The organism is Sphingopyxis sp. GW821-FHT10B01 (assembly GCF_059415685.1).
In genome coordinates this window covers 122,397-140,664 of the sequence record NZ_JBWKNS010000007.1, presented here as the reverse complement: position 1 = coordinate 140,664, position 18,268 = coordinate 122,397, and the positions used below count along the sequence as shown (strand labels likewise).

At 64.6% G+C, this 18,268-nt stretch carries 15 protein-coding genes and 1 tRNA gene; 8 read left to right on the top strand and 8 right to left on the bottom strand.

The window, feature by feature from the left end; all coding sequences use genetic code 11:
* Positions 1-169 precede the first annotated feature (169 nt).
* A tRNA-Ala gene (locus tag AC07NV_RS19770) sits at positions 170-245 on the bottom strand.
* A gap of 98 nt (positions 246-343) precedes the next feature.
* Here AC07NV_RS19770 and AC07NV_RS19765 point away from each other — a divergent pair.
* Positions 344-1,360 (top strand): NADP-dependent oxidoreductase, encoded by a 1,017-nt coding sequence (locus AC07NV_RS19765; RefSeq protein ID WP_495168106.1) that lies wholly within the window; start codon positions 344-346, stop codon positions 1,358-1,360.
* 24 nt (positions 1,361-1,384) lie between these two features.
* Here AC07NV_RS19765 and AC07NV_RS19760 read toward each other — a convergent pair whose 3' ends face one another.
* Both AC07NV_RS19760 and AC07NV_RS19755 read right to left on the bottom strand, forming a co-directional pair.
* Entirely contained in the window at positions 1,385-2,800 is a 1,416-nt protein-coding gene (locus AC07NV_RS19760) for a DEAD/DEAH box helicase (RefSeq protein ID WP_495168105.1), read from the bottom strand.
* 114 nt (positions 2,801-2,914) lie between these two features.
* Positions 2,915-3,439 (bottom strand): hypothetical protein, encoded by a 525-nt coding sequence (locus tag AC07NV_RS19755; RefSeq protein WP_495168104.1) that lies wholly within the window; start codon positions 3,437-3,439, stop codon positions 2,915-2,917.
* A gap of 201 nt (positions 3,440-3,640) precedes the next feature.
* On the opposite strand from AC07NV_RS19755, the gene AC07NV_RS19750 reads away from it, so the two are divergent.
* Both AC07NV_RS19750 and AC07NV_RS19745 read left to right on the top strand, forming a co-directional pair.
* Entirely contained in the window at positions 3,641-5,065 is a 1,425-nt protein-coding gene (locus tag AC07NV_RS19750; RefSeq protein ID WP_495168103.1) for an FAD-binding oxidoreductase, read from the top strand.
* 117 nt (positions 5,066-5,182) lie between these two features.
* On the top strand, positions 5,183-5,962 hold the full coding sequence (locus AC07NV_RS19745; RefSeq protein ID WP_495168102.1) for a SapC family protein: 780 nt from the start codon (positions 5,183-5,185) through the stop codon (positions 5,960-5,962).
* Between the two features lie 137 nt (positions 5,963-6,099).
* On the opposite strand, the gene AC07NV_RS19740 is transcribed toward AC07NV_RS19745, so the two are convergent.
* A complete protein-coding gene (locus AC07NV_RS19740) occupies positions 6,100-6,312 on the bottom strand; it encodes a DUF1674 domain-containing protein (protein WP_495168101.1) in 213 nt (70 codons plus the stop codon).
* Positions 6,313-6,365: 53 nt separating this feature from the next.
* Here AC07NV_RS19740 and AC07NV_RS19735 point away from each other — a divergent pair, with 53 nt between their 5' ends.
* On the top strand, positions 6,366-7,661 hold the full coding sequence (locus tag AC07NV_RS19735; protein WP_495168100.1) for an RsmB/NOP family class I SAM-dependent RNA methyltransferase: 1,296 nt from the start codon (positions 6,366-6,368) through the stop codon (positions 7,659-7,661).
* Here the strand turns inward: AC07NV_RS19735 and AC07NV_RS19730 are convergent.
* The 4 genes from AC07NV_RS19730 to AC07NV_RS19715 all read right to left on the bottom strand — a co-directional run bounded on the left by AC07NV_RS19730 (position 7,653) and on the right by AC07NV_RS19715 (position 13,461).
* The gene (locus tag AC07NV_RS19730; protein ID WP_495168099.1) at positions 7,653-9,440 is read right to left on the bottom strand and encodes a tetratricopeptide repeat-containing protein; all 1,788 of its coding nucleotides are present in this window, start codon (positions 9,438-9,440) and stop codon (positions 7,653-7,655) included. The genes AC07NV_RS19735 and AC07NV_RS19730 overlap by 9 nt on opposite strands.
* Entirely contained in the window at positions 9,437-10,612 is a 1,176-nt protein-coding gene (locus tag AC07NV_RS19725) for a TIR domain-containing protein (protein WP_495168098.1), read from the bottom strand. Before AC07NV_RS19725 ends, AC07NV_RS19730 begins: the two co-directional genes overlap by 4 nt.
* Positions 10,613-10,634: 22 nt before the next feature.
* Positions 10,635-11,618 (bottom strand): glycosyltransferase, encoded by a 984-nt coding sequence (locus AC07NV_RS19720; protein WP_495168097.1) that lies wholly within the window; start codon positions 11,616-11,618, stop codon positions 10,635-10,637.
* A gap of 121 nt (positions 11,619-11,739) precedes the next feature.
* Positions 11,740-13,461 (bottom strand): DUF885 domain-containing protein, encoded by a 1,722-nt coding sequence (locus AC07NV_RS19715; protein WP_495168096.1) that lies wholly within the window; start codon positions 13,459-13,461, stop codon positions 11,740-11,742.
* A gap of 167 nt (positions 13,462-13,628) precedes the next feature.
* On the opposite strand from AC07NV_RS19715, the gene AC07NV_RS19710 reads away from it, so the two are divergent.
* From AC07NV_RS19710 to AC07NV_RS19695, 4 genes are all read left to right on the top strand, one after another.
* Entirely contained in the window at positions 13,629-14,903 is a 1,275-nt protein-coding gene (locus AC07NV_RS19710; RefSeq protein ID WP_495168095.1) for an MFS transporter, read from the top strand.
* 128 nt (positions 14,904-15,031) lie between these two features.
* On the top strand, positions 15,032-15,700 hold the full coding sequence (locus AC07NV_RS19705; protein ID WP_495168094.1) for an RBBP9/YdeN family alpha/beta hydrolase: 669 nt from the start codon (positions 15,032-15,034) through the stop codon (positions 15,698-15,700).
* Positions 15,697-16,617 (top strand): cysteine synthase A, encoded by a 921-nt coding sequence (gene cysK, locus AC07NV_RS19700; RefSeq protein WP_495168093.1) that lies wholly within the window; start codon positions 15,697-15,699, stop codon positions 16,615-16,617. The genes AC07NV_RS19705 and cysK overlap by 4 nt, the downstream gene beginning before the upstream one ends.
* 36 nt (positions 16,618-16,653) lie before the next feature.
* A complete protein-coding gene (locus tag AC07NV_RS19695; protein WP_495168092.1) occupies positions 16,654-17,778 on the top strand; it encodes a cell wall hydrolase in 1,125 nt (374 codons plus the stop codon).
* The last annotated feature ends 490 nt before the right edge of the window (positions 17,779-18,268 follow it).

The window sequence follows — 18,268 nt, the reverse complement described above, 5'->3', positions numbered from 1 at the left end:
GCGACGCGCCAATGCCCCGTTATGGCGAAAGCCATGACGGGGCATGGGCGCGCCTCTATCGCGACTGCCGCGTTTACCGGATTTGTGAAGGGACGATGCAGGGCCATCTGCTAGTCGCCGCAAAGGACGAGATCCGCAATTTTCGGGGCCGACGAAGCAAAAAGGTCGCTGGTGGAGCCGAGGGGAATCGAACCCCTGACCTCTGCAGTGCGATTGCAGCGCTCTCCCATCTGAGCTACGGCCCCGCGACCGCGGGGTTTTAACGGCACCGATTGACAGTGGCAACGGCTTATCTGGCGGCCGCCGCCGTCGCGGTACGAAAGACAGGAATGGGGGGATTCCGATGGCCAAGGCATGGCATTTGACCAGTCGTCCGCAGGGGCTGCCGACGATGGACAATTTCGCGTTGCGCGAGCTGCCCGATGCGCCGCTGGACAAGGGGCAGTTACGCGTTCGCAATCTGTGGCTGTCGGTGGACCCCTATATGCGCGGGCGTATGAACGACGCCAAAAGCTATGCCGCGGGCTTTCAGATCGACCAGCCGATGACCGGCGGCGCGATCGGCGAAGTTATCGAAAGCACGATGGAAGGCTTCGCGGCCGGCGACCTGGTCCTCCACATGGCCGGCTGGCGCGACGGCGGCGTCGTCGGCCTCGACATGATGCCCAACAAGCTGCCCGCCGAGGCGCTCGCGGCAGGCCTGACCCCGCAGACCTTCTTGCATAATATGGGGCTGACGGGCGGCACGGCGTGGATCGGCCTGCTCCGTGTTGCCGCCGCGAAACCTGGCGACACGATCTTTGTCTCGGCCGCGGCGGGCGCGGTGGGGTCCGCGGTCGTCCAGGTCGCCAAGGCGCGCGAAATGACCGTGATCGGTTCGGCGGGCGGCGCGGAAAAATGCGCGTGGGTCGACGATCTCGGCGCCGACGCGTCCATCGACTACAAGGCGGGGCCAGTGTTGCCCCAGCTTGCCGCCGCGCTCGAACGCCTCAGCAAGCCGGGCATCGACGTCTATTTCGACAATGTCGGCGGCGAGCATCTCGACGCGGCCTTTGCGACGGCGAACGACTTTGCGCGCTTTGCGATCTGCGGCATGATCGATGTCTATAACGACGCGAAACCGCAGGCGATGAAATATCTGATCCGCACCATCCCGGCGCGGATTCGCATGGAAGGCTTTATCTACACCGACCAGTTCATCGACTGCATGGAGGAATTCTATGCCGATATGGGCGGCTTGATCGCCAGCGGCGCGGTGACGATGCGCGAAACCGTGCACGACGGATTGGCGTCGGCACCCGACGCCTTCCTCGGCCTGTTTTCCGGCGGTAATATCGGGAAAATGCTGGTCAGGCTCTGACCAGCATACGGCGCCAATCCGGCGTCAGCTTCCGAAACCGACCGACAGGAAACCCGGCATCGGGCCATTCCAGCCATCGTCGGGACCATCCTGATCGTCGTGCCGATGCGCGGGCGCCGGTTTGCGATCGCCACGCGGCTTCCGGTCTTCACGCGGCTTCGCCGGCGGCGTTTCGGTAACAGCGGCCGGACGCGACGGCGCCTTGTCCAGCTTGGCAGCGTCCGGCTTGGCGGCGCTTTTGCCACGGCCACCGCGTGCCGAACGTCCCCGCCGCGGCTCGGTTTCTTCCCCATCCCGCTCGGGCTTGGCGACATCGGCCGACGGCGCACTCCCACCATCCACGGGAATCTTGTAGCCGGTCAGCTTCTGGATGTTGTCGATCGCTTCGTCATCGGACGGCGTCACCAGCGTGAAGGCGCGCCCATGGGCGCCCGCGCGCCCGGTCCGGCCGATGCGATGGACATAATCGTCGGGATGCCATGGTGCGTCGAAATTGAAGACATGGCTGACGCCCTTGACGTCGAGGCCGCGCGCCGCGACGTCCGATGCCACCAGGATGTTGATCGTTCCGGCCTTGAAGCGGTCGAGCTCGGCGGTGCGGCTCGACTGGTCCATGTCGCCCTGGATCTCGCCCGCCTTATAGCCATAGCGTTGCAGCGATTTCGCCAGCTCGCGCACGGTCGTCTTGCGGTTGCAGAAGATGATCGCGGTATGGATATCTTCGGCCTCGATCAGGCTGCGAAGCGTGTCGCGCTTGCTCCGCTCCGATGTCTTCACCAGAAACTGTTCGATATTCTCGTTCCGGCTCGCCGGGCGTGCAACTTCGATCGTCTTCGGGTTCGACAGGAATTTGTCGGCCAGCCGCTTGATCGGCGCCGGCATCGTCGCCGAGAACAGCAGGGTCTGCCGAGTCGCGGGCAGCTTGGTGCAGATATTCTCGATGTCGGGGATGAAACCCATATCGAGCATCCGGTCGGCCTCGTCGATGACGAGCAGGTTACAGCCGGTCAGCAATATCTTGCCGCGTTCGAACAGGTCCATCAGGCGGCCCGGCGTCGCGATCAACACGTCGACGCCCTTTTCCAGCGCCTTGACCTGATCGCCCATCTGGACGCCGCCGATCAGCAACGCCATCGACAGCTTGTGATACTTGCCGTATTTTTCAAAATTCTCCGCGACTTGCGCTGCAAGCTCGCGCGTCGGGGCGAGGATCAGCGAGCGCGGCATCAGCGCGCGGGCGCGGCCATGGGCGAGGATGTCGATCATCGGCAGCACGAACGACGCGGTCTTGCCGGTGCCCGTCTGGGCGATGCCGATGATGTCGCGCATCATCAACACCGACGGAATGACGCCCGCCTGAATCGGGGTCGCTTCGTTATAGCCCGACTCGTCGATCGCGCGCAAAAGTTCGTCGGAAAGGCCGATGTCGGCAAATTTCATAAGATCATCATGTCCGGAAAAGAGTTGGCGCCCAGCCTCCCACGCAGGCGGACGTTGCCGCGGCCCTTGGGCAAATGGCGATAAAAAGTCAAGGAAAGGCGAAGAAAAACGCGATTAATCGTCGTCGCGGACCGGAACCATCAGCTTGAACTTGTCGATCTCGCATTTTGCGCCGGTCCGCGCGTGGATCTGGTCCCGATCCTCGCAAAGCTTCCCGTCCTTGCTGCCTTGCATGTAGAAGCCGGCGTAGAAATCAAGCGCCCGGCAGCCGCGATTGAGTTGCGCGCGAAGCCGTTGCCTCTGCCGGGTGATCAAATCGATGCTGTCGCGCTGGACCGCCTGCATGCCCATGATGTTGCGCATCGACACGCATTTCGGGGCCTTTTTCTCTTTCCAGACGATGGGCAATTCGGTCGCACGACTGGATGGAGCGGGCCCGGCCGAAAAGCTGTTGAGCTGCGATCGCTGCGCGGGCACGCGAATGATCAACTGCTGCTCGATCACCAATTGCCAAAAGGATGACGTCTGTTCGGAAAGCGGCGCGGAGATTGCCACCAACGGCTCCGGAGCCGCAACGGGCGCTGCCGCATCGGCAGCCGGCGCAGCCGCCACGAACCACAGGAATGCCGCCGTCAGCACAGCTGCGCTGCCGCTCCTTCGGCGTCCTGACAGAAGATTCCGTTCACCCGTGGCTCCCGCGTCCATGCCCGCTGGACGAAAAGATACTATTCGTCCATCGCCCTCTTTAACAAGGGTGATTGAACATCAAATGAACTGTTGTCGATCCCTGCCCGCTTATCGCCCGGTTTGCGGCGGGAGAAATTTCCGGAGTGGAACGGCATGACACGCCCGCCATCTGCATCGCTGCTCGATGCGCTCGCAAATTTGCTCGGGCCGAAGGGCTATAGCATCGACGCCGATGCGATGGCGCCTTGGCTGACCGACTGGCGCGGCAAATATCACGGCCGTGCCGCGGCCATGCTGTCGCCCGCGACAACCGAAGAGGTTGCCGCGATCGTGCGCCTTTGCGCCGAAGCGCAGGTCGCACTGGTCCCGCAAGGCGGTAACAGCGGCATGGTCGGCGGCGCGACACCCGATGCGAGCGGCGATCAGCTCTTGCTGAGCCTGCGGCGCATGAACCGCCTGCGTCATGTCGACGAGGCCGCACAGATTGCCGTTGCCGAGGCGGGGGTCGTTTTGGAGAATTTCCACAATGCCGTCCTCGATCACGGCCTCCGCTTCCCGCTGACGCTGGGAGGCAAGGGGTCTGCGACAATTGGCGGGCTGGTGTCGACCAATGCCGGCGGCACACAGGTGCTGCGCCACGGGACGATGCGCACGCTGGTCGCCGGCATCGAGGCCGTCCTGCCCGACGGCAGCATTTTCGACGGCTTGGCACCGCTCAAGAAGGACAATCGCGGCTACGACTTTCGGCATCTGTTTTGCGGCGCCGAAGGAACGCTAGGCATCGTCACTGCGGCCAGCCTGCGCCTTGTTCCCGCCGCCATGGCGCGGCGCACCGCGTGGGTCGGGATCGATTCGCCCGAAAGCGCGCTGGCGCTGCTGCGCCTGCTTGACCCCGCCATCGGGCGCGAGCTCGAAGGGTTCGAACTGATACCGCAGAGCTGTATCGCGGCGGTCCTGCGCCATATCCCCCAGACGCGCGCACCGCTCGCGGTCGAGCAGCCCTGGCATGTTCTGGTCGAACTGGCGGGCGAAAAGGATCGGGCTCTGGACGAGGCTTTGGAACGGCAACTCGCCGCAGCGCTCGATACCGGGCTGATCCGCGATGTCGTCATCGCCAAAAATGACCGGGAAAGCGAGGATTTCTGGCGATTGCGCGATTCCATATCCGAAGCCGAGCGCGCCGTGGGGCCCGCGCTGCAGCACGACATCAGCGTGCCGGTCGATTTGATGCCGGCCTTTATCGCCGAAAACCCGCGGCGCCTCGAACGAGCCTTTCCGGGCGCGCGCGCGCTGTCTTTCGGGCACCTCGGCGACGGCAATGTCCATCATCATGTCCAGCCGCCGATCGACGTTGATGGCGCAGCATGGATCGCCAAATATGGCGCAGAGGTGAGCCGGCTGGTCTATACGCATGTCATTGAACTGGGCGGATCAATTTCGGCCGAACATGGCATCGGGCAGATGAAACGCGACATATTGGCCGAGCTCGACAGTGTGGCGCGACTGGCCGCGCTGCGCGGCGTCAAGGCGGGGCTCGATCCCGCGGGCATCTTCAACCCCGGCAAGCTGATCGCCTGACGCTTCAAACATCCGCAGCCACACAACATCATCGCCCCCTTGCGCCGCGCGACGCGGGTCAATAAGGCGCTTTATCCTTTTTCGTCCCGACCCACGGGATCCTACCGGAGTTCAAACATGGCCACTGCGCCCGCACCTGCCAACCTGCCGCTCTTTTACAAGGACCTCATCCCGCTCTCGAGCGTCGATCACGCCGACTTTCACGCGCGCCCGCTCGACAACGCCGAGTTTCTGGTCGGACAGCATGCGATCCCGCTGACGTCGGACGAATTCGTCTCGGCCTGCCGCTTTTTCCCGATCGTGTTTTCGTCGGGCGAAAATCCGGTTCCGCTGGCGCTGATGGGTTTGAACGAAGGTATCAACACCTTCGTCAACGACGAAGGCAAGCTGCTCAACCCGATCTATGTGCCGGCCTATGTCCGTCGCTACCCCTTCCTTCTCGCGCGGCTTCAGCCCGATTCGGAAGATTTGTCGCTGTGCTTCGATCCGACGTCGGGCGCGCTGGGCAAATTCGACGAAGGCGATGCGCTGTTCGTCGACGGCCAGCCTTCGGAGCAGGTTCAGGCGGTCCTCGAATTCTGCAAGAATTTCGAGGAAGCCGGACAGCGCACCAGCATGTTCATGGACGAGTTGAAGAAGGCCGACCTCCTGATGGACGGCGAAGTCGCCATCCAGCAGGAAGGCAATGACAAGCCCTACGTCTACCGCGGCTTCCAGATGGTCGACGAAAACAAGCTGCGCGAACTGCGCGGCGACGTGCTTCGCAAGCTGACGCAGAACGGCATTCTCGCCCTGATTTTTGCGCACCTCTTCTCGCTGCAGCTGATGCGTGAAGTGTTCGCCGAACAGGTGAAGAGCGGCAAGATGCCCCTCAACACGGAACTGCCGGCGGTCTGAGGACGAACAGATAAAATGGCCGCCGCTGCATTGGGCAGGGGCGGCCATTTTTGATCCATCGGCCGCGAGCGGCCCAATGCACGCTAAACTATCGCTCTCAAGCGCAATCGCGCGAGACATAAGAGCCGCCCGATCGCTCAGAAATCGACGGCGACCCCTTTCAGTTCCCAATCGCCATAGCGCACGGGGTTACGCCCGCCGGGCTGATTCTCCGCCTTTTCTTCCTGAATCGACGCTGGCGCCGGAACCGCGCTGTTCACCCAGCCTGCGGGTGGCTTCACGTGTGCGGGGCGCTTTACAGCGCGCGGCGTTCCGCCGATGGTCGCGTTCTGGCTGCTGTCGGTTGTCATGACCGTATATATAGGATTTTTCATGAGCCACGCCAACCACGCCGTTTCCCGTCATGACTGATCGCCGCCCGCGCCAGCGCCCCGCAGGCGAAGCCGACCCGGCGGGCACCGCGACACGCCGCGCCGCATTGCGGCTGGTCGACGCCGTTTTGCGCCGCGGCGATCCGCTGGATATCGCAATGCACGCCGCCGCGCAGGGCCTGACCGGCGCGGATCGCGCCTTTGCCGTGGCGATCGCATCCGAAACGCTGCGCTGGATGGCCGACCTCGACGCGCTGATCAACGGCGCCACGACGCAGATCCTGCCCGACGACGTCAAGTCGCGCGCGGTGCTGCGGATCGCGCTCGCCCAGCTGCTGGTCCTCAAGAGCCCCGGCCATGCCGTCGTGTCCACTGCCTTGCCGCTCGTCGCAGGCGGACCGCGGCGACTCGTCCACGCGATCCTGTCGCGTGCGCAGCAGGAAGACTGGCAGCTTCCCGAACGCGCCACCCTGCCCCTGCCCACCGCCGAACGATGGGCCGAAGAATGGGGTTTGGCGATGGTCGAAACGGCCGAGGCCGCGTGGAGCGTGCCGCCGCCCATCGATCTCAGTTTCGCGGCCGAACCCGGCACAGACGAGTGGCCCGACGCCATCACCCTCGCACCGCTGCATCGCCGCCTGCCGCGCGGACAGGCGGTCGAGACGATGCCCGGCTACAGCGAAGGCGGCTGGTGGGTCCAGGATCTGGCGGCTAGCCTGCCCGCGCGCCTGCTCGGGGCCGGCGCGGACCGGACCGTGCTCGACCTTTGCGCCGCGCCGGGCGGCAAAACGATGCAGCTCGCGGCCGCGGGCTGGAAGGTCGTCGCGGTCGATTCGAGCGCGAAGCGGCTCGAACGTCTGCGCGCCAATATCGAACGCACCGGTCTTTCGGCCGAGATCGTCCAGGGCGATATCCGGTCGTGGGCGCCCGACGCAGCAGCCGACGCGGTCCTGCTCGACGCCCCCTGCTCGGCGACCGGCATTTTCCGCCGCCACCCCGACGTCCTTCATCGCATCGAGCCCCGCCACATTGCGGAGATGGCCGCGCTGCAGACGGAGCTGCTGGCGCGCGCGGCGCGCTGGGTGAAGCCCGGCGGAACGCTGATCTACGCGACCTGTTCGCTCGAACGCGCCGAGGGCGAGGATCAGGTGTCGACCTTCCTCGCTTTGCACACGGGGTGGACCATCGATCCTGCACGCACCGATGAATTGCCCGAGGCGATTACGCCCGATGCCGATGGCCTGGTCCGCACCCTTCCCGACATGCTGGCCAACGCCGGCGGCCTCGACGGCTTTTTCGTCGCGCGGCTGCGCGCGCCGTCAGACTGAGCGGCGCGACAGGCGATAAAGGGCCAGTTCGCCATAATCCTTGGCGAGCCGGACCTTGCCCACATAGTCGCAATCGAAATCGCGGGCGTTGCCAAGCGCCAGCATCGCCGCGAGCGGCTGGGTGCAATAGACTTGCCCGACCAGCGTGACCGGCTCGATCCGCGCCGTCCGCGTCACTTCGGTCCCGTACCAGAGCTCGTTGCCGACAACCGGATCGACGCCGCGATAGATCGGACCGAAATGGATGCCGGTCCGCATTCCGGCCTTCTGTCCGTCCAGCCCCAGCCCCAGCCCCGGCGGCAACACATCGAGCGTTTCCTGCATTGCGAGCGCGATCCGCGCCGCGGTCGCCGGTTCGTCGATGATGGCATAGACCGCGTCGCCCCATGTGTTGCGGAACAATACGGCGTCGCCGAAATCGTCGAGGATGCGCCCGATCCCGCCCATCACCTCGCTCGCAAAAATGGGCAGTTCGGCTTCGCCCAATTTGGAGAAACCCGCAAAATCGGCGAACAAGATCGCGTAAAGTCCGCGGCGCGTTCCCTTGGGCGGCGTGGGCGCGGGAGGAAAATCGAGATTGCGGTCGAGATCGCCAACCGGAATCGTGCGTGTTTCGCCGCCATGCTTTTGCCAGAGCGCGATATCGGCATTAGTGCCCGCGATCGCTGCCGACGGGCGCGCCGCAACATCGGGGTCGACGACCGCGAGCTGGAGCGCCGCCGTTTCCAGTTCGCGCGCGCGGAGCTTGGCGAGCCCCATCGCGGTGTGCGAGCCAAGGATGAACTGGCAGTCGTCGCTGACATAGCGTGAGCTGCTGGCGAAATGGACCATCGCCGCGCGATCACGGCAATCGACATAACGCGCGCGCCACATCTCGCCGCCCGAAACGACCGACTGGGCGATGAAATCATCCTCGGCGAAGGGCAGCACGATCGTCAAGTCGATCCCCCGCGCCAGCGCCTCTTCGGCAAACAAGATGTCGGCGCCGCAAGCGAGCGGGCCGATCAGCGCCGACAGCGGCCGGGCGTCGAGCGCGGCGGCAATCGCGGCGCGGGCATTCGCCTCCCCTGCACCGCCTGCGCGGAACATGCGGCCGCAATAGACGCCGACCGGCGGCGGGCGCAGCAAGTCGGCGATCGCCGCGGCGTGGCCGGCGTCGACGGCTCCGCTGGCGGCAAGGCGCGACAATTGCCTGCAGGTCGAGGCGCGATCACCGGCGCGCGTGCCGGCCTGGTCTTTGGCCGTCGTGGCACGGCGCAAGGCTTCTTCGCCGCGATTCAGCAGCAACAGCGCCTCGACCAGCGTCGCCTGATCCCAATAAGTATCGCCCGCACCATTGGCAGCGATCGGCTCCGCCAAAGCCGCCGCACGCTCGCGCTCTCCCAGCAAGGCGTAGAGGCTGGCGGCATTGATCGCGGGAAAGGATGCGCCCGAAAGCCGCCAGGCATGGTCATAGGCAGCGGCAGCCTGTCCCAATAGCATCGCTCGGGGGTCGCCCTCTTCGTCGAACGCCGCATCCTTCCAGATCCGTCCCGCCAGCGCGAGGCTGTCGACGTCATCCGACGCCGCAAGGTCGAGCTGTTCATAAAGATGCATCGCGCCCATGCTGTCGCCCGATGCGGCAAGCGCGCGCACCATCAGATATCGTAGATGCGCACTGTCGACGCCATTGCGCCGCGCCGCCGCGGCGCAATCGAATGCGCTCAGCGCATCGCCCTGTCCCAACCGGTGCGCGACATCGGCTTCGGCCGCCTTGGCGGGATCCGCCGACGCGGTCATTGCGCGGCGGTTTCAGCCGTTTTCAACAGCGCGACATTGGCTTTCTCGATGGCGGACAATTCGACATTGTCGCTGGTCGCGCGATACCAGCTGAACTGGCTGAAATGCGCACGCAGCGACGGGTCGCTGAAACGAAGTCCATTTCGCGCGAAGATTTCGTTGCGCGCAATCCGCAGTTCGAGCGCGCTGAAATTGCCAAGTTCGTCGGCCGACAGCAGACGGTCGGAGGAATCGGGAATGACGACTCCGCTGCCGCCAACGCCGACCGGTGCGGGCACAGCGGCCGGTTGCCCCCCGCCCTCCACCAACCGGATATATTTTCGGAACATGAAGCCCGTCGTGCCGTCCGCCTTGCGCACCCGCCACCAGGAGCCGGGTTGCTTGTAGGTCAGGAATTTTTCGCCCTCGAGCACCTTGCCTACGATGGCGGCTTTGGTGCTCTGCCCCGAACGGATGTTCGTGAAGCCGTCGGGATCGTCGATGACCGCTGCCAGCGTGAAGGCCTCCGCAGGACCTGGAGGATCGTTGGCCGCCGCGCCTGCTGGCGGCTTTCCATCTACGCTGCCCGACGTTGTCACCGCCGCGACTTCGGGCGCTGCCGGCGCGGGCTGCAAAAGCTTCCACGCGAGCAGGGCAACGGCGATGACCGCCAGCCCCAGCAGAGCCCACGGCAGAAACGATGATTTCGGCGCCGACGGTGGCCCTTGCCGATCGGCCGAAGGCGGGGACGGCGCGGCATTTTGGACCGCCGCGGGTTTCGCCGGCGCTGCAGGCACGGCTTCGCGTCCGCAAAGCTCTTCAAGGCTCATCAGCACCTTGCGCCAGCCGCCATGCCCCGGATCGCCGTTCCAGTCGCGAAGATCGGCGAACTGGATCTGGTTGAAGGGCAGCGGCGGCATGACATCGTCGATCGCCGTCTGCACCAGCTTTTTCTGGTTGCGCGCGACATCGGCCTCCGCGCGCACCCATTCGGACTGCGCCGATGCGTGCGACCAGACGACGATCGCCGCCTTGGCGTTGCCGATCTTTTCGGTGATCACATCGCCGTAAGAGCGGTGCGGCGGCAACTCGGCGTCCCACCACACGTCGTACCCCGCCGCAGCCACCGCAGCGGCGATATCGGCCACCCGCGCCTTGTTCTCGCGCGAATAGGAAATGAAGACATCGACCATGGATCAGCCCTTTTTCGGGAGGCTAGCTATCAACGGCTCGATTCGCCAGCCCGCCCTTTGCGAGAGCCCGTACCAGTCGCCATGCGCGCCCGGGCCGCCCTTCAGCGAGACAGCGCACCACTGTCCGCATATCGCTACCCTTGATGCCGCGCGCCGTTGCCGCGCAATAGTCGGCGAACTCTGCGTCGTTCATGCTGCCTACCGCATATCGGTGAGCGAACAATATCTCGGTCTCCACCTCCGCAGCGACGCCAGGCCGACCCAGCACCCGGTCGAGTTCGGAAAGCGTCGGCAGCATGTCCGCGCCGGCAAAAGGGTCAGGCCGACCCGCCATCCTTTCGCGATGCGCGAGCCGTGCATAGACCGCCTGCCGGGTCTGCACCCCATGATTGAGCACACTCATCTGTCCCGGTGACCGGCGATAAAGCAGCAGGGTCTCGGGCAGATTGTCGATACGGGCGATTTCGGACAGGCGAAGGAAAAGGTCATAATCTTCGCAATAGCGAAAAGCCGCCCGGTACAGCCCCGCATCGCGCAACGCCTGGGCGCGGAACATCGCGGTCGGGTTGGCGATCGGCTGCCGTTGTTCGAGCTCGGGATGCACGAGCGCGGTTCCGACAGGCATCGCCACACCATCCGAAATCTTTCGTCCGGCTTCGTCGATCTCTTCGAACTGCGTGCCGAGCGCACCCAGCTGCGGATCGGCCTCCATCCGTTCGAGCTGGCGGGCGAAGCGGTCGGGCATGGCGATGTCGTCGGCGTCCATGCGCGCGACAAAGGGCGTGTCGACCAGCACAAGCATGCGGTTAAGGCTGGCAACGATACCGCGGTTTTCCTGCCGGATCAGCTGTATTCGCGGATCGCGCGCAGCCTTTTCAGCGACCAGGTCGCCAGCCCCGTCGGTCGACCCGTCGTCAACGACGTAGAAAACGAAATCGCCAAATGTTTGCGTCAGAATCGAATCTATCGCCGCGCCAACGAATGGCCGGGAATTGAATACGGGCATGATAACGCTAAGTCGCGATGCGGACATGGGCTCGCTTTCGGACGCGCCCGGTGTCCGGGCGATACTCAACAGGCGCCCTAGGAGCGCGTCCGTGCGTCGTCAACTTATCGATGCGCGAGCCTCAGAAGACCGCCTTCGGCGTATCTTCCTTCATCATCGCCGCGCGCACCATCGGGATTGGCGGCCCCCCGTACGACAGGAATTCGTCGTGGAAGGCTTTCCACTTTTTCCGGTCGCCCTTGGTCCAGTCGTCGCGCAGCTTGCGGATCATCAGCTTGCCCATCGTATAGTTGAGATAGGCCGGATCATAGGTGCCGCGCGCCGCCTGCTGGCGGGCATTGCCTTCGTCCTGATAGCATTGCTCCTTGAACAGCTTCTCGCTGTCCGCAACGGTCATGCCCTTGGTGTGCAGCCCGATCGCCGAAAGATAACGGCAATCGCGCAGCAACGCGTTCGACAGCTGACCGATATGCGTCTCTGGATTGCCCTCGCCCAGCCCCGCGTCCCACATCATCTCTTCGGTATAATGCGCCCAGCCCTCGGCAAAGGCATAGCCGACGAACAGCTTGCCGAAGATGCTCTCGGCGCGGTTCGCGTGGAGGAAGTTGAGGAAATGCCCCGGCCAGACTTCGTGGACCGAGGTGAACATCAGGTCCTTGCGGCCCGGCACGAAATCGGCCTGCGTCTGCTTGTCCCAGCTCGGGTCGGGCGGCGAGATATAATAGACCGACGGCAGGCCTTTTTCATACGGCCCCGGAATATCGATATAGGCACTGTTCTGCCGGTTGTACGGCGGAGATTCCTCAACCTGCGCCTGTTCGGTGCCGGGGATCGTGACGATGTCCTTCTCGATCAGGAAGGCACGCAGCGTCGGCAACTGGCGCCGCGCTTCGGCAACCGGGCCGCCGGCGGGTTTGTCCGAATTCATCTTCTTCATGCAGTCGGCGATCGTCATGCCCGCAGCATAAGTCGCGCAGGCGGCCTTCAGCGCGTCCTGATTGCGCTTGAGGTCGGCCTGACCGATGCGTTCGAGTTCATCAATCGGCGTGTCGACGCCTTCGTTGGTCAGGATCATCTTGGCGAATTTGTCGGCACCGAGCGCATAGCCGTCGGGCGTTCCGGGCTGCGATCCGACATATTTCGCCAGATCGGTCATCGCCGCGCCGGCCTTCGCCGCCGCCTCGTCGAACTGCTTCTGCAGCGCCGCATCCTTGACCGATGCGAAGGCCGCCTTTGCGTCACCGGTATAATAATCGGCAAAACCGCCAAAACCCGCGGTGCCATATTTGACGAAGGTCGCGGGCAGCGGAAGTTTCAGGTTCGCCTTGATCTGCGCCGCGGCTGCGGGGACTTTTTCGGCATAGGCGATGAACGCCTTCATCCGCGTCGTCGCGTCGGCATAGGGCCGCGCGATATAGACATTGGGATCGAGCGCGCCGGTATAGAAAGCTGGGTTCTTCTGCGCAAAATCGGTATCGCGGAGGAAGAACAACTGCCCCTGCGCGACATGGACCAGATAGTCGCGCTCGAATTTCTCGGCCGGGCTCATCTCACCATCAAAGGCCTTGGCATCGGCGATCGCCTTTTCCAGATAGGCTGCCTGCTTCTCGATCCCCTCGGGCGACCAGTCGGGCAATTGCCCGTCAAACTCATGCTTGCCCTGATAGACCGCGAAATTCGGGTTGAGCGGGAAATAGCCGGCAAGGAACCGGTCGCGGAACTCGGTCCAGTTCTTTGCGCTCGGGGCCGTTGCCGACTTGTTGTCCGACGCGTTGCACGCGGTGAGGGCCAGCAACGTCGCGGCCATCGCAGCACCGCCAAAGCGGGCAAATCTGCTTTTCATTCGAGTATCTCCCTGAACTCCTGTGCCGCGCTTGTGCCAGCGCCCCGGACCAATGACATCCGATAATCGACGAACGGCAAAGCTATGCCATCTGGACAGCCGCGAAAAGCCGGCTACGGCAAAGCCTGATGGCAACGATCCCCCCACCAGAAGTCGAAGATCCGGTTATGCCGGAAGCAGCGCCCAAAGCCCCCTCCCCGCTCAGCTATCCCGACTTCCGCTATTTCTGGGTCGCGCGCTTCACCGCGGTGATGGCGACGATCGCGATGGTCGTCGTGATCGGCTACCAGCTCTATGATACCGCGCGCACCGATTATGGCATGTCGATCAGGGACGCCTCGTTCCAGCTCGGGCTGCTCGGCCTGTTCCAGTTCGTTCCGCTCGCGATCCTGACCCCCGTCGCCGGGTGGGCGGCCGACCGGTTCGAACGGCGCAGCGTCGCCATCTTCTCGAACCTCATCGATCTCCTGATCGCCGCCTCGCTCGGCTGGTTCACCTGGCATGACCAACTGACGCTGCCTTTGCTCTTCGGTCTGGCCGCACTCCACGGCGTCGCGCGTGTCTTCTCCGGCCCGGCAATGAGCGCGATCGCACCCAATATCGTTCCCCCCGCCGTGCTTCCCCGCGCCATCGCGATGAGCAGCATCGCGTGGCAGTCGGCGTCGGTGATCGGCCCTGCGGCGGGCGGCCTCATCTATGCCGCGCACCCGGGCTCGGTCTATGTCTTCTCGGCCGTCCTTCTCGCCATATCGGCCTTCACCCTCAGCCGTGTACGGCCGGTCCAGCCGCCGCCCGCCGAGGTTCGCCGCCATCCGCTGCGCGAGATGGTCGACGGGCTGCGCTTCGTCTGGGTCGAGCGCTTCCTGCTCGGCACGATCACGCTCGATCTGTTCGCCGTTCTGCTGGCGGGCGCGACCGCCATGTTCCCTGTCTTCGCCCGCGATATCTTGCACGCCGGGCCCGAAGGCGCCGGGCTGATGCGCGCCGCCGTCGCATTCGGATCGGTCGCGGTAGCGGTGGGCCTCGCCATCCGTCCGATCGAGCGCAACGTCGGGGTGAAGATGTTGTGGGCGGTCGCCGTGTTCGGCGTCGGGACCGTCATATTCGGCCTCTCGACCAATTTGGTCCTCTCGCTCGCAATCCTCGTCCTCATGGGCGCCGCCGATATGTTCTCGGTCTTCGTGCGCGGGACGCTGATCCAGCTCAATACGCCCGATCATATGCGCGGCCGGGTCAGCGCCGCATCGGGGCTCGCCATTTCGGCTTCGAACGAACTGGGCGAGATGCGCGCCGGCGCGATGGCGGCCGCCCTCGGCCCGGTCGGCGCGGTGGTCGTGGGCGGCGCGGCGGCGGTCGGCGTCACCGCACTGTGGGCGTGGATATTCCCCGAGCTGCGACGCGCAAAAACGTTCGAGCCGCAGTTCAAAAAGATCAGCGACTAGCGTCGAAACCGTTCGCCGCATCCCGCGCTCATTCCGTCCGAAGCCTATTGTCAATTTATTTAGTTGAGTTATTACTATCGCACCCGCCACCGCGGTTCCCCCTCTCTCCTTCCGATGGAGCGACCGCCATGCATAATTCGAATATCCGCCACAAAATCCTCACCATTCCGGGCCTCTACAACAGCGGCCCGACCCATTGGCAGAGCCTGTGGGAACGCCGCTTTGCCAATTGCGAGCGAATCGAACTCGGCAGCTGGGACGAGCCGCTCAAGGACCAATGGGTCCAGCGCATCGCCGACGCGATCGAGGCCGAGCCCGAACCCGTGCTTGTCGCCGCGCACAGCCTTGGCTGCCATGCCTTTGCCCATTGGTTCGCTGCCGCCAGCAGCGTCGCCCGCGACCGCATCGCCGGGGCCCTGCTCGTCGCGCCGCCCGACCTGACCCAGCTCCGGCGCGACAAGCGCGTCGAAAGCTTCACCGACTCGCCCGCGCTATCGTCGCAAACCCCGATGATCGTCGTCGCCAGCGATGACGATCCCTATGCCAAGACCGCCTATGTCTGGCGCCTGTCGCGCCACTGGGACGCGCGTTTCGTCAACGCCGGCCCCTTCGGTCATATCAACGCGGACTCGGGCGTCGCGGACTGGCCTTATGGACAGTATCTGCTCGCCTCGTTACAACGCGCGACGACGCCGGCGCTGGCGGACGAGGCACTTTGGCTCCGCGCCGGAGACTGGCCAAATCGTGTCCGTCGCGACCCCCGGTTCGAATTCAAGGAAAGAGCGCACCGATCATGAAAGCCAATTCGATCCTCGATACCATCGGCAATACGCCGCATATCCGCCTCGCAAAACTGTTCCCCGACGCCGAAGTCTGGGTGAAGTCGGAACGCAGCAACCCCGGTGGATCGATCAAGGATCGGATCGGTCTCGCCATGATCGAAGCCGCAGAGGCCGACGGCAGCCTGAAGCCCGGCGGCACCATCGTCGAGCCGACGTCGGGAAACACCGGCATCGGCCTCGCGATGGCGGCGGCGGTCAAGGGCTACAAGCTCGTCCTCGTCATGCCCGAAAGCATGTCGGTCGAACGCCGCCGGCTGATGCTCGCCTATGGCGCGACGTTCGACCTGACGCCCCGCGAAAAGGGCATGAAGGGCGCCATCGAGCGCGCGATCGAGCTCGTCGAAACCACCCCCGGCGCGTGGATGCCGCAGCAATTCGAGAATGAAGCGAATATCGACGTCCACGTCCGCACGACCGGCCCCGAAATCCTCGCCGATTTCAAGGATACGCCCATCGACGTGCTGATCACCGGCGTGGGCACTGGCGGCCATATCACCGGCACCGCGCAATTCCTGAAACAGCATTGGCCGAACCTCAAGGTTTACGCCGTCGAACCCGAAGCCTCGCCGGTCATTTCGGGCGGCCAGCCCGCGCCGCACCCGATCCAGGGCATCGGCGCCGGCTTCATCCCGCGCAACCTGCACACCGACCTGCTCGACGGCGTGATCAAGGTCGATACCGCCGCCGCGAAGGATTTTGCCCGCCGCGCCGCGACCGAGGAAGGCATGCTGGTCGGCATCTCGTCGGGCGCGACGCTCGCCGCGATCGAGCAGAAGCTCGCCGAACTGCCGCCGGGCAGCCGCGTCCTCGGCTTCAACTATGACACCGGAGAGCGCTACCTGTCGGTCCCCGATTTCCTCCCGGAGATCTGAGGCCCACGCGTGCACCCCAATGACGATCAAACGGCGTTGCCCATCGGGCGCGACTGGACGGGCTGGCTGTTCGTTCTGATCGCCGTCGCGGCGGTCGTCGCGGTGCTTTCCGCAAGCCATCGCACGGGCAGCGCGCCGCGGCACGCCCATGCGCGTCCGGTCGCACCGCCGGCCGACGTCGTACCCGACGTCGCGCCGATGGAGCTCGCCCCCGTCACCGAGGACGATGCGCGCGCGCAGAACGCCGAGGTCGCGCTCGTGACCAAGGGCTTCGTCGCGGCCCGCCCCTTCGTCTATGCCGGAAGCGGCGACGCAAAGGCCCGCGCGCGCGACTGCCTTGCCGCCGCGATGATTTACGAGGCGGGCGACGACGCCAGGGGGCAGCAGGCCGTCGGGCAGGTCGTGATCAACCGCGCGCGCCACCCGGCATTCCCCAAGTCGATCTGTGGTGTCGTGTTTCAGGGGTCGGAACGCACGACGGGGTGCCAGTTCACCTTCACCTGCGACGGCGCGCTCAACCGCCGCTATTCGGACGCGGCGTGGCAACGGGCACGCAACAACGCCGACCTGATGCTGTCGGGCGGCACCTACCCCGCCGTCGGCCTCGCCACCCATTACCACACCGACTGGGTGCGCCCCTATTGGAGCGACAGCCTCGAAAAGATCGCGATCGTCGACACCCACCTCTTCTTCCGCTGGCCGGGATATTGGGGCACGCCGGGGGCGTTCCGCGGCGCCGTGTCGGGCAGCGACGGCCCGGTCGCGAAAATGGCCGCGCTGTCGCCGCTGCACGCGATCGCGCTGGGCCTTCCCACCGAAGCCGCGGGCGTCGACGCCAACGCCGCGGTGGGCGAAGCGCGCGTCGTGACCGGCGCCGGCGAAGCGGCGGGCCGCGACACCATCTACACCCAGCTCGACCGCAAGGCCGCACCCGAAAGCTTCGTCACAACCGCGCTGCGGCTGTGCGCCGACAAGCCCTATTGCAAGTTCATGGGCTGGACCAACCCGGTGCTGAAACCCGACAGCGACGCGATGAGCGAAACCCAGCGCGCGGCGATGAGCTTTTCCTATCTGCGCGACGACAAGGCGGGGTTCGAAAAGGCGCTGTGGAATTGCAGCGAATACAAGCGCGACGATGTGCGCCAGTGCATGAAGCGGTAGAACGCGCGAAGGTCGGCGTTGGGGTGGTGAACTGCCATTGCCTCCCACTCATGTTCCCCGGCGAAGGCCGGGGCCCAGAGCGTTAGAAAGCAGATGTCTGCTGGTTGCGCCCTGAACCCCGGCCTTCGCCGGGGAACTGCAACTCTTGGTCCAAATTCAGACCTTCGTCGTCCTGGACTTGATCCGGGATCCACTGCAGCATGGACCCCGGATCAAGTCTGGGATGACGATGAAGGAGAAGGCAGTTTCTGCTCGTATTCGGCCATCTCGGCGGTGAGCGCGCAACTCCGGGTTTGGGGTGGGAAGCGGTCTCAGTCATCCTCTCCGCGGAATAATTCATCGACATCTTCTGGCCGCATACGCTTGAGTTTCTCGTCAAGCTTTCGATCATACGCCCGGTCGTTCGGTTCGGCACCCTTCTGGGCCTTCCTGCCAATCTGACGCAAGTAAGTGGCTGTCGCGTTCGCTAACCGATGTTTCTTTTCGGATG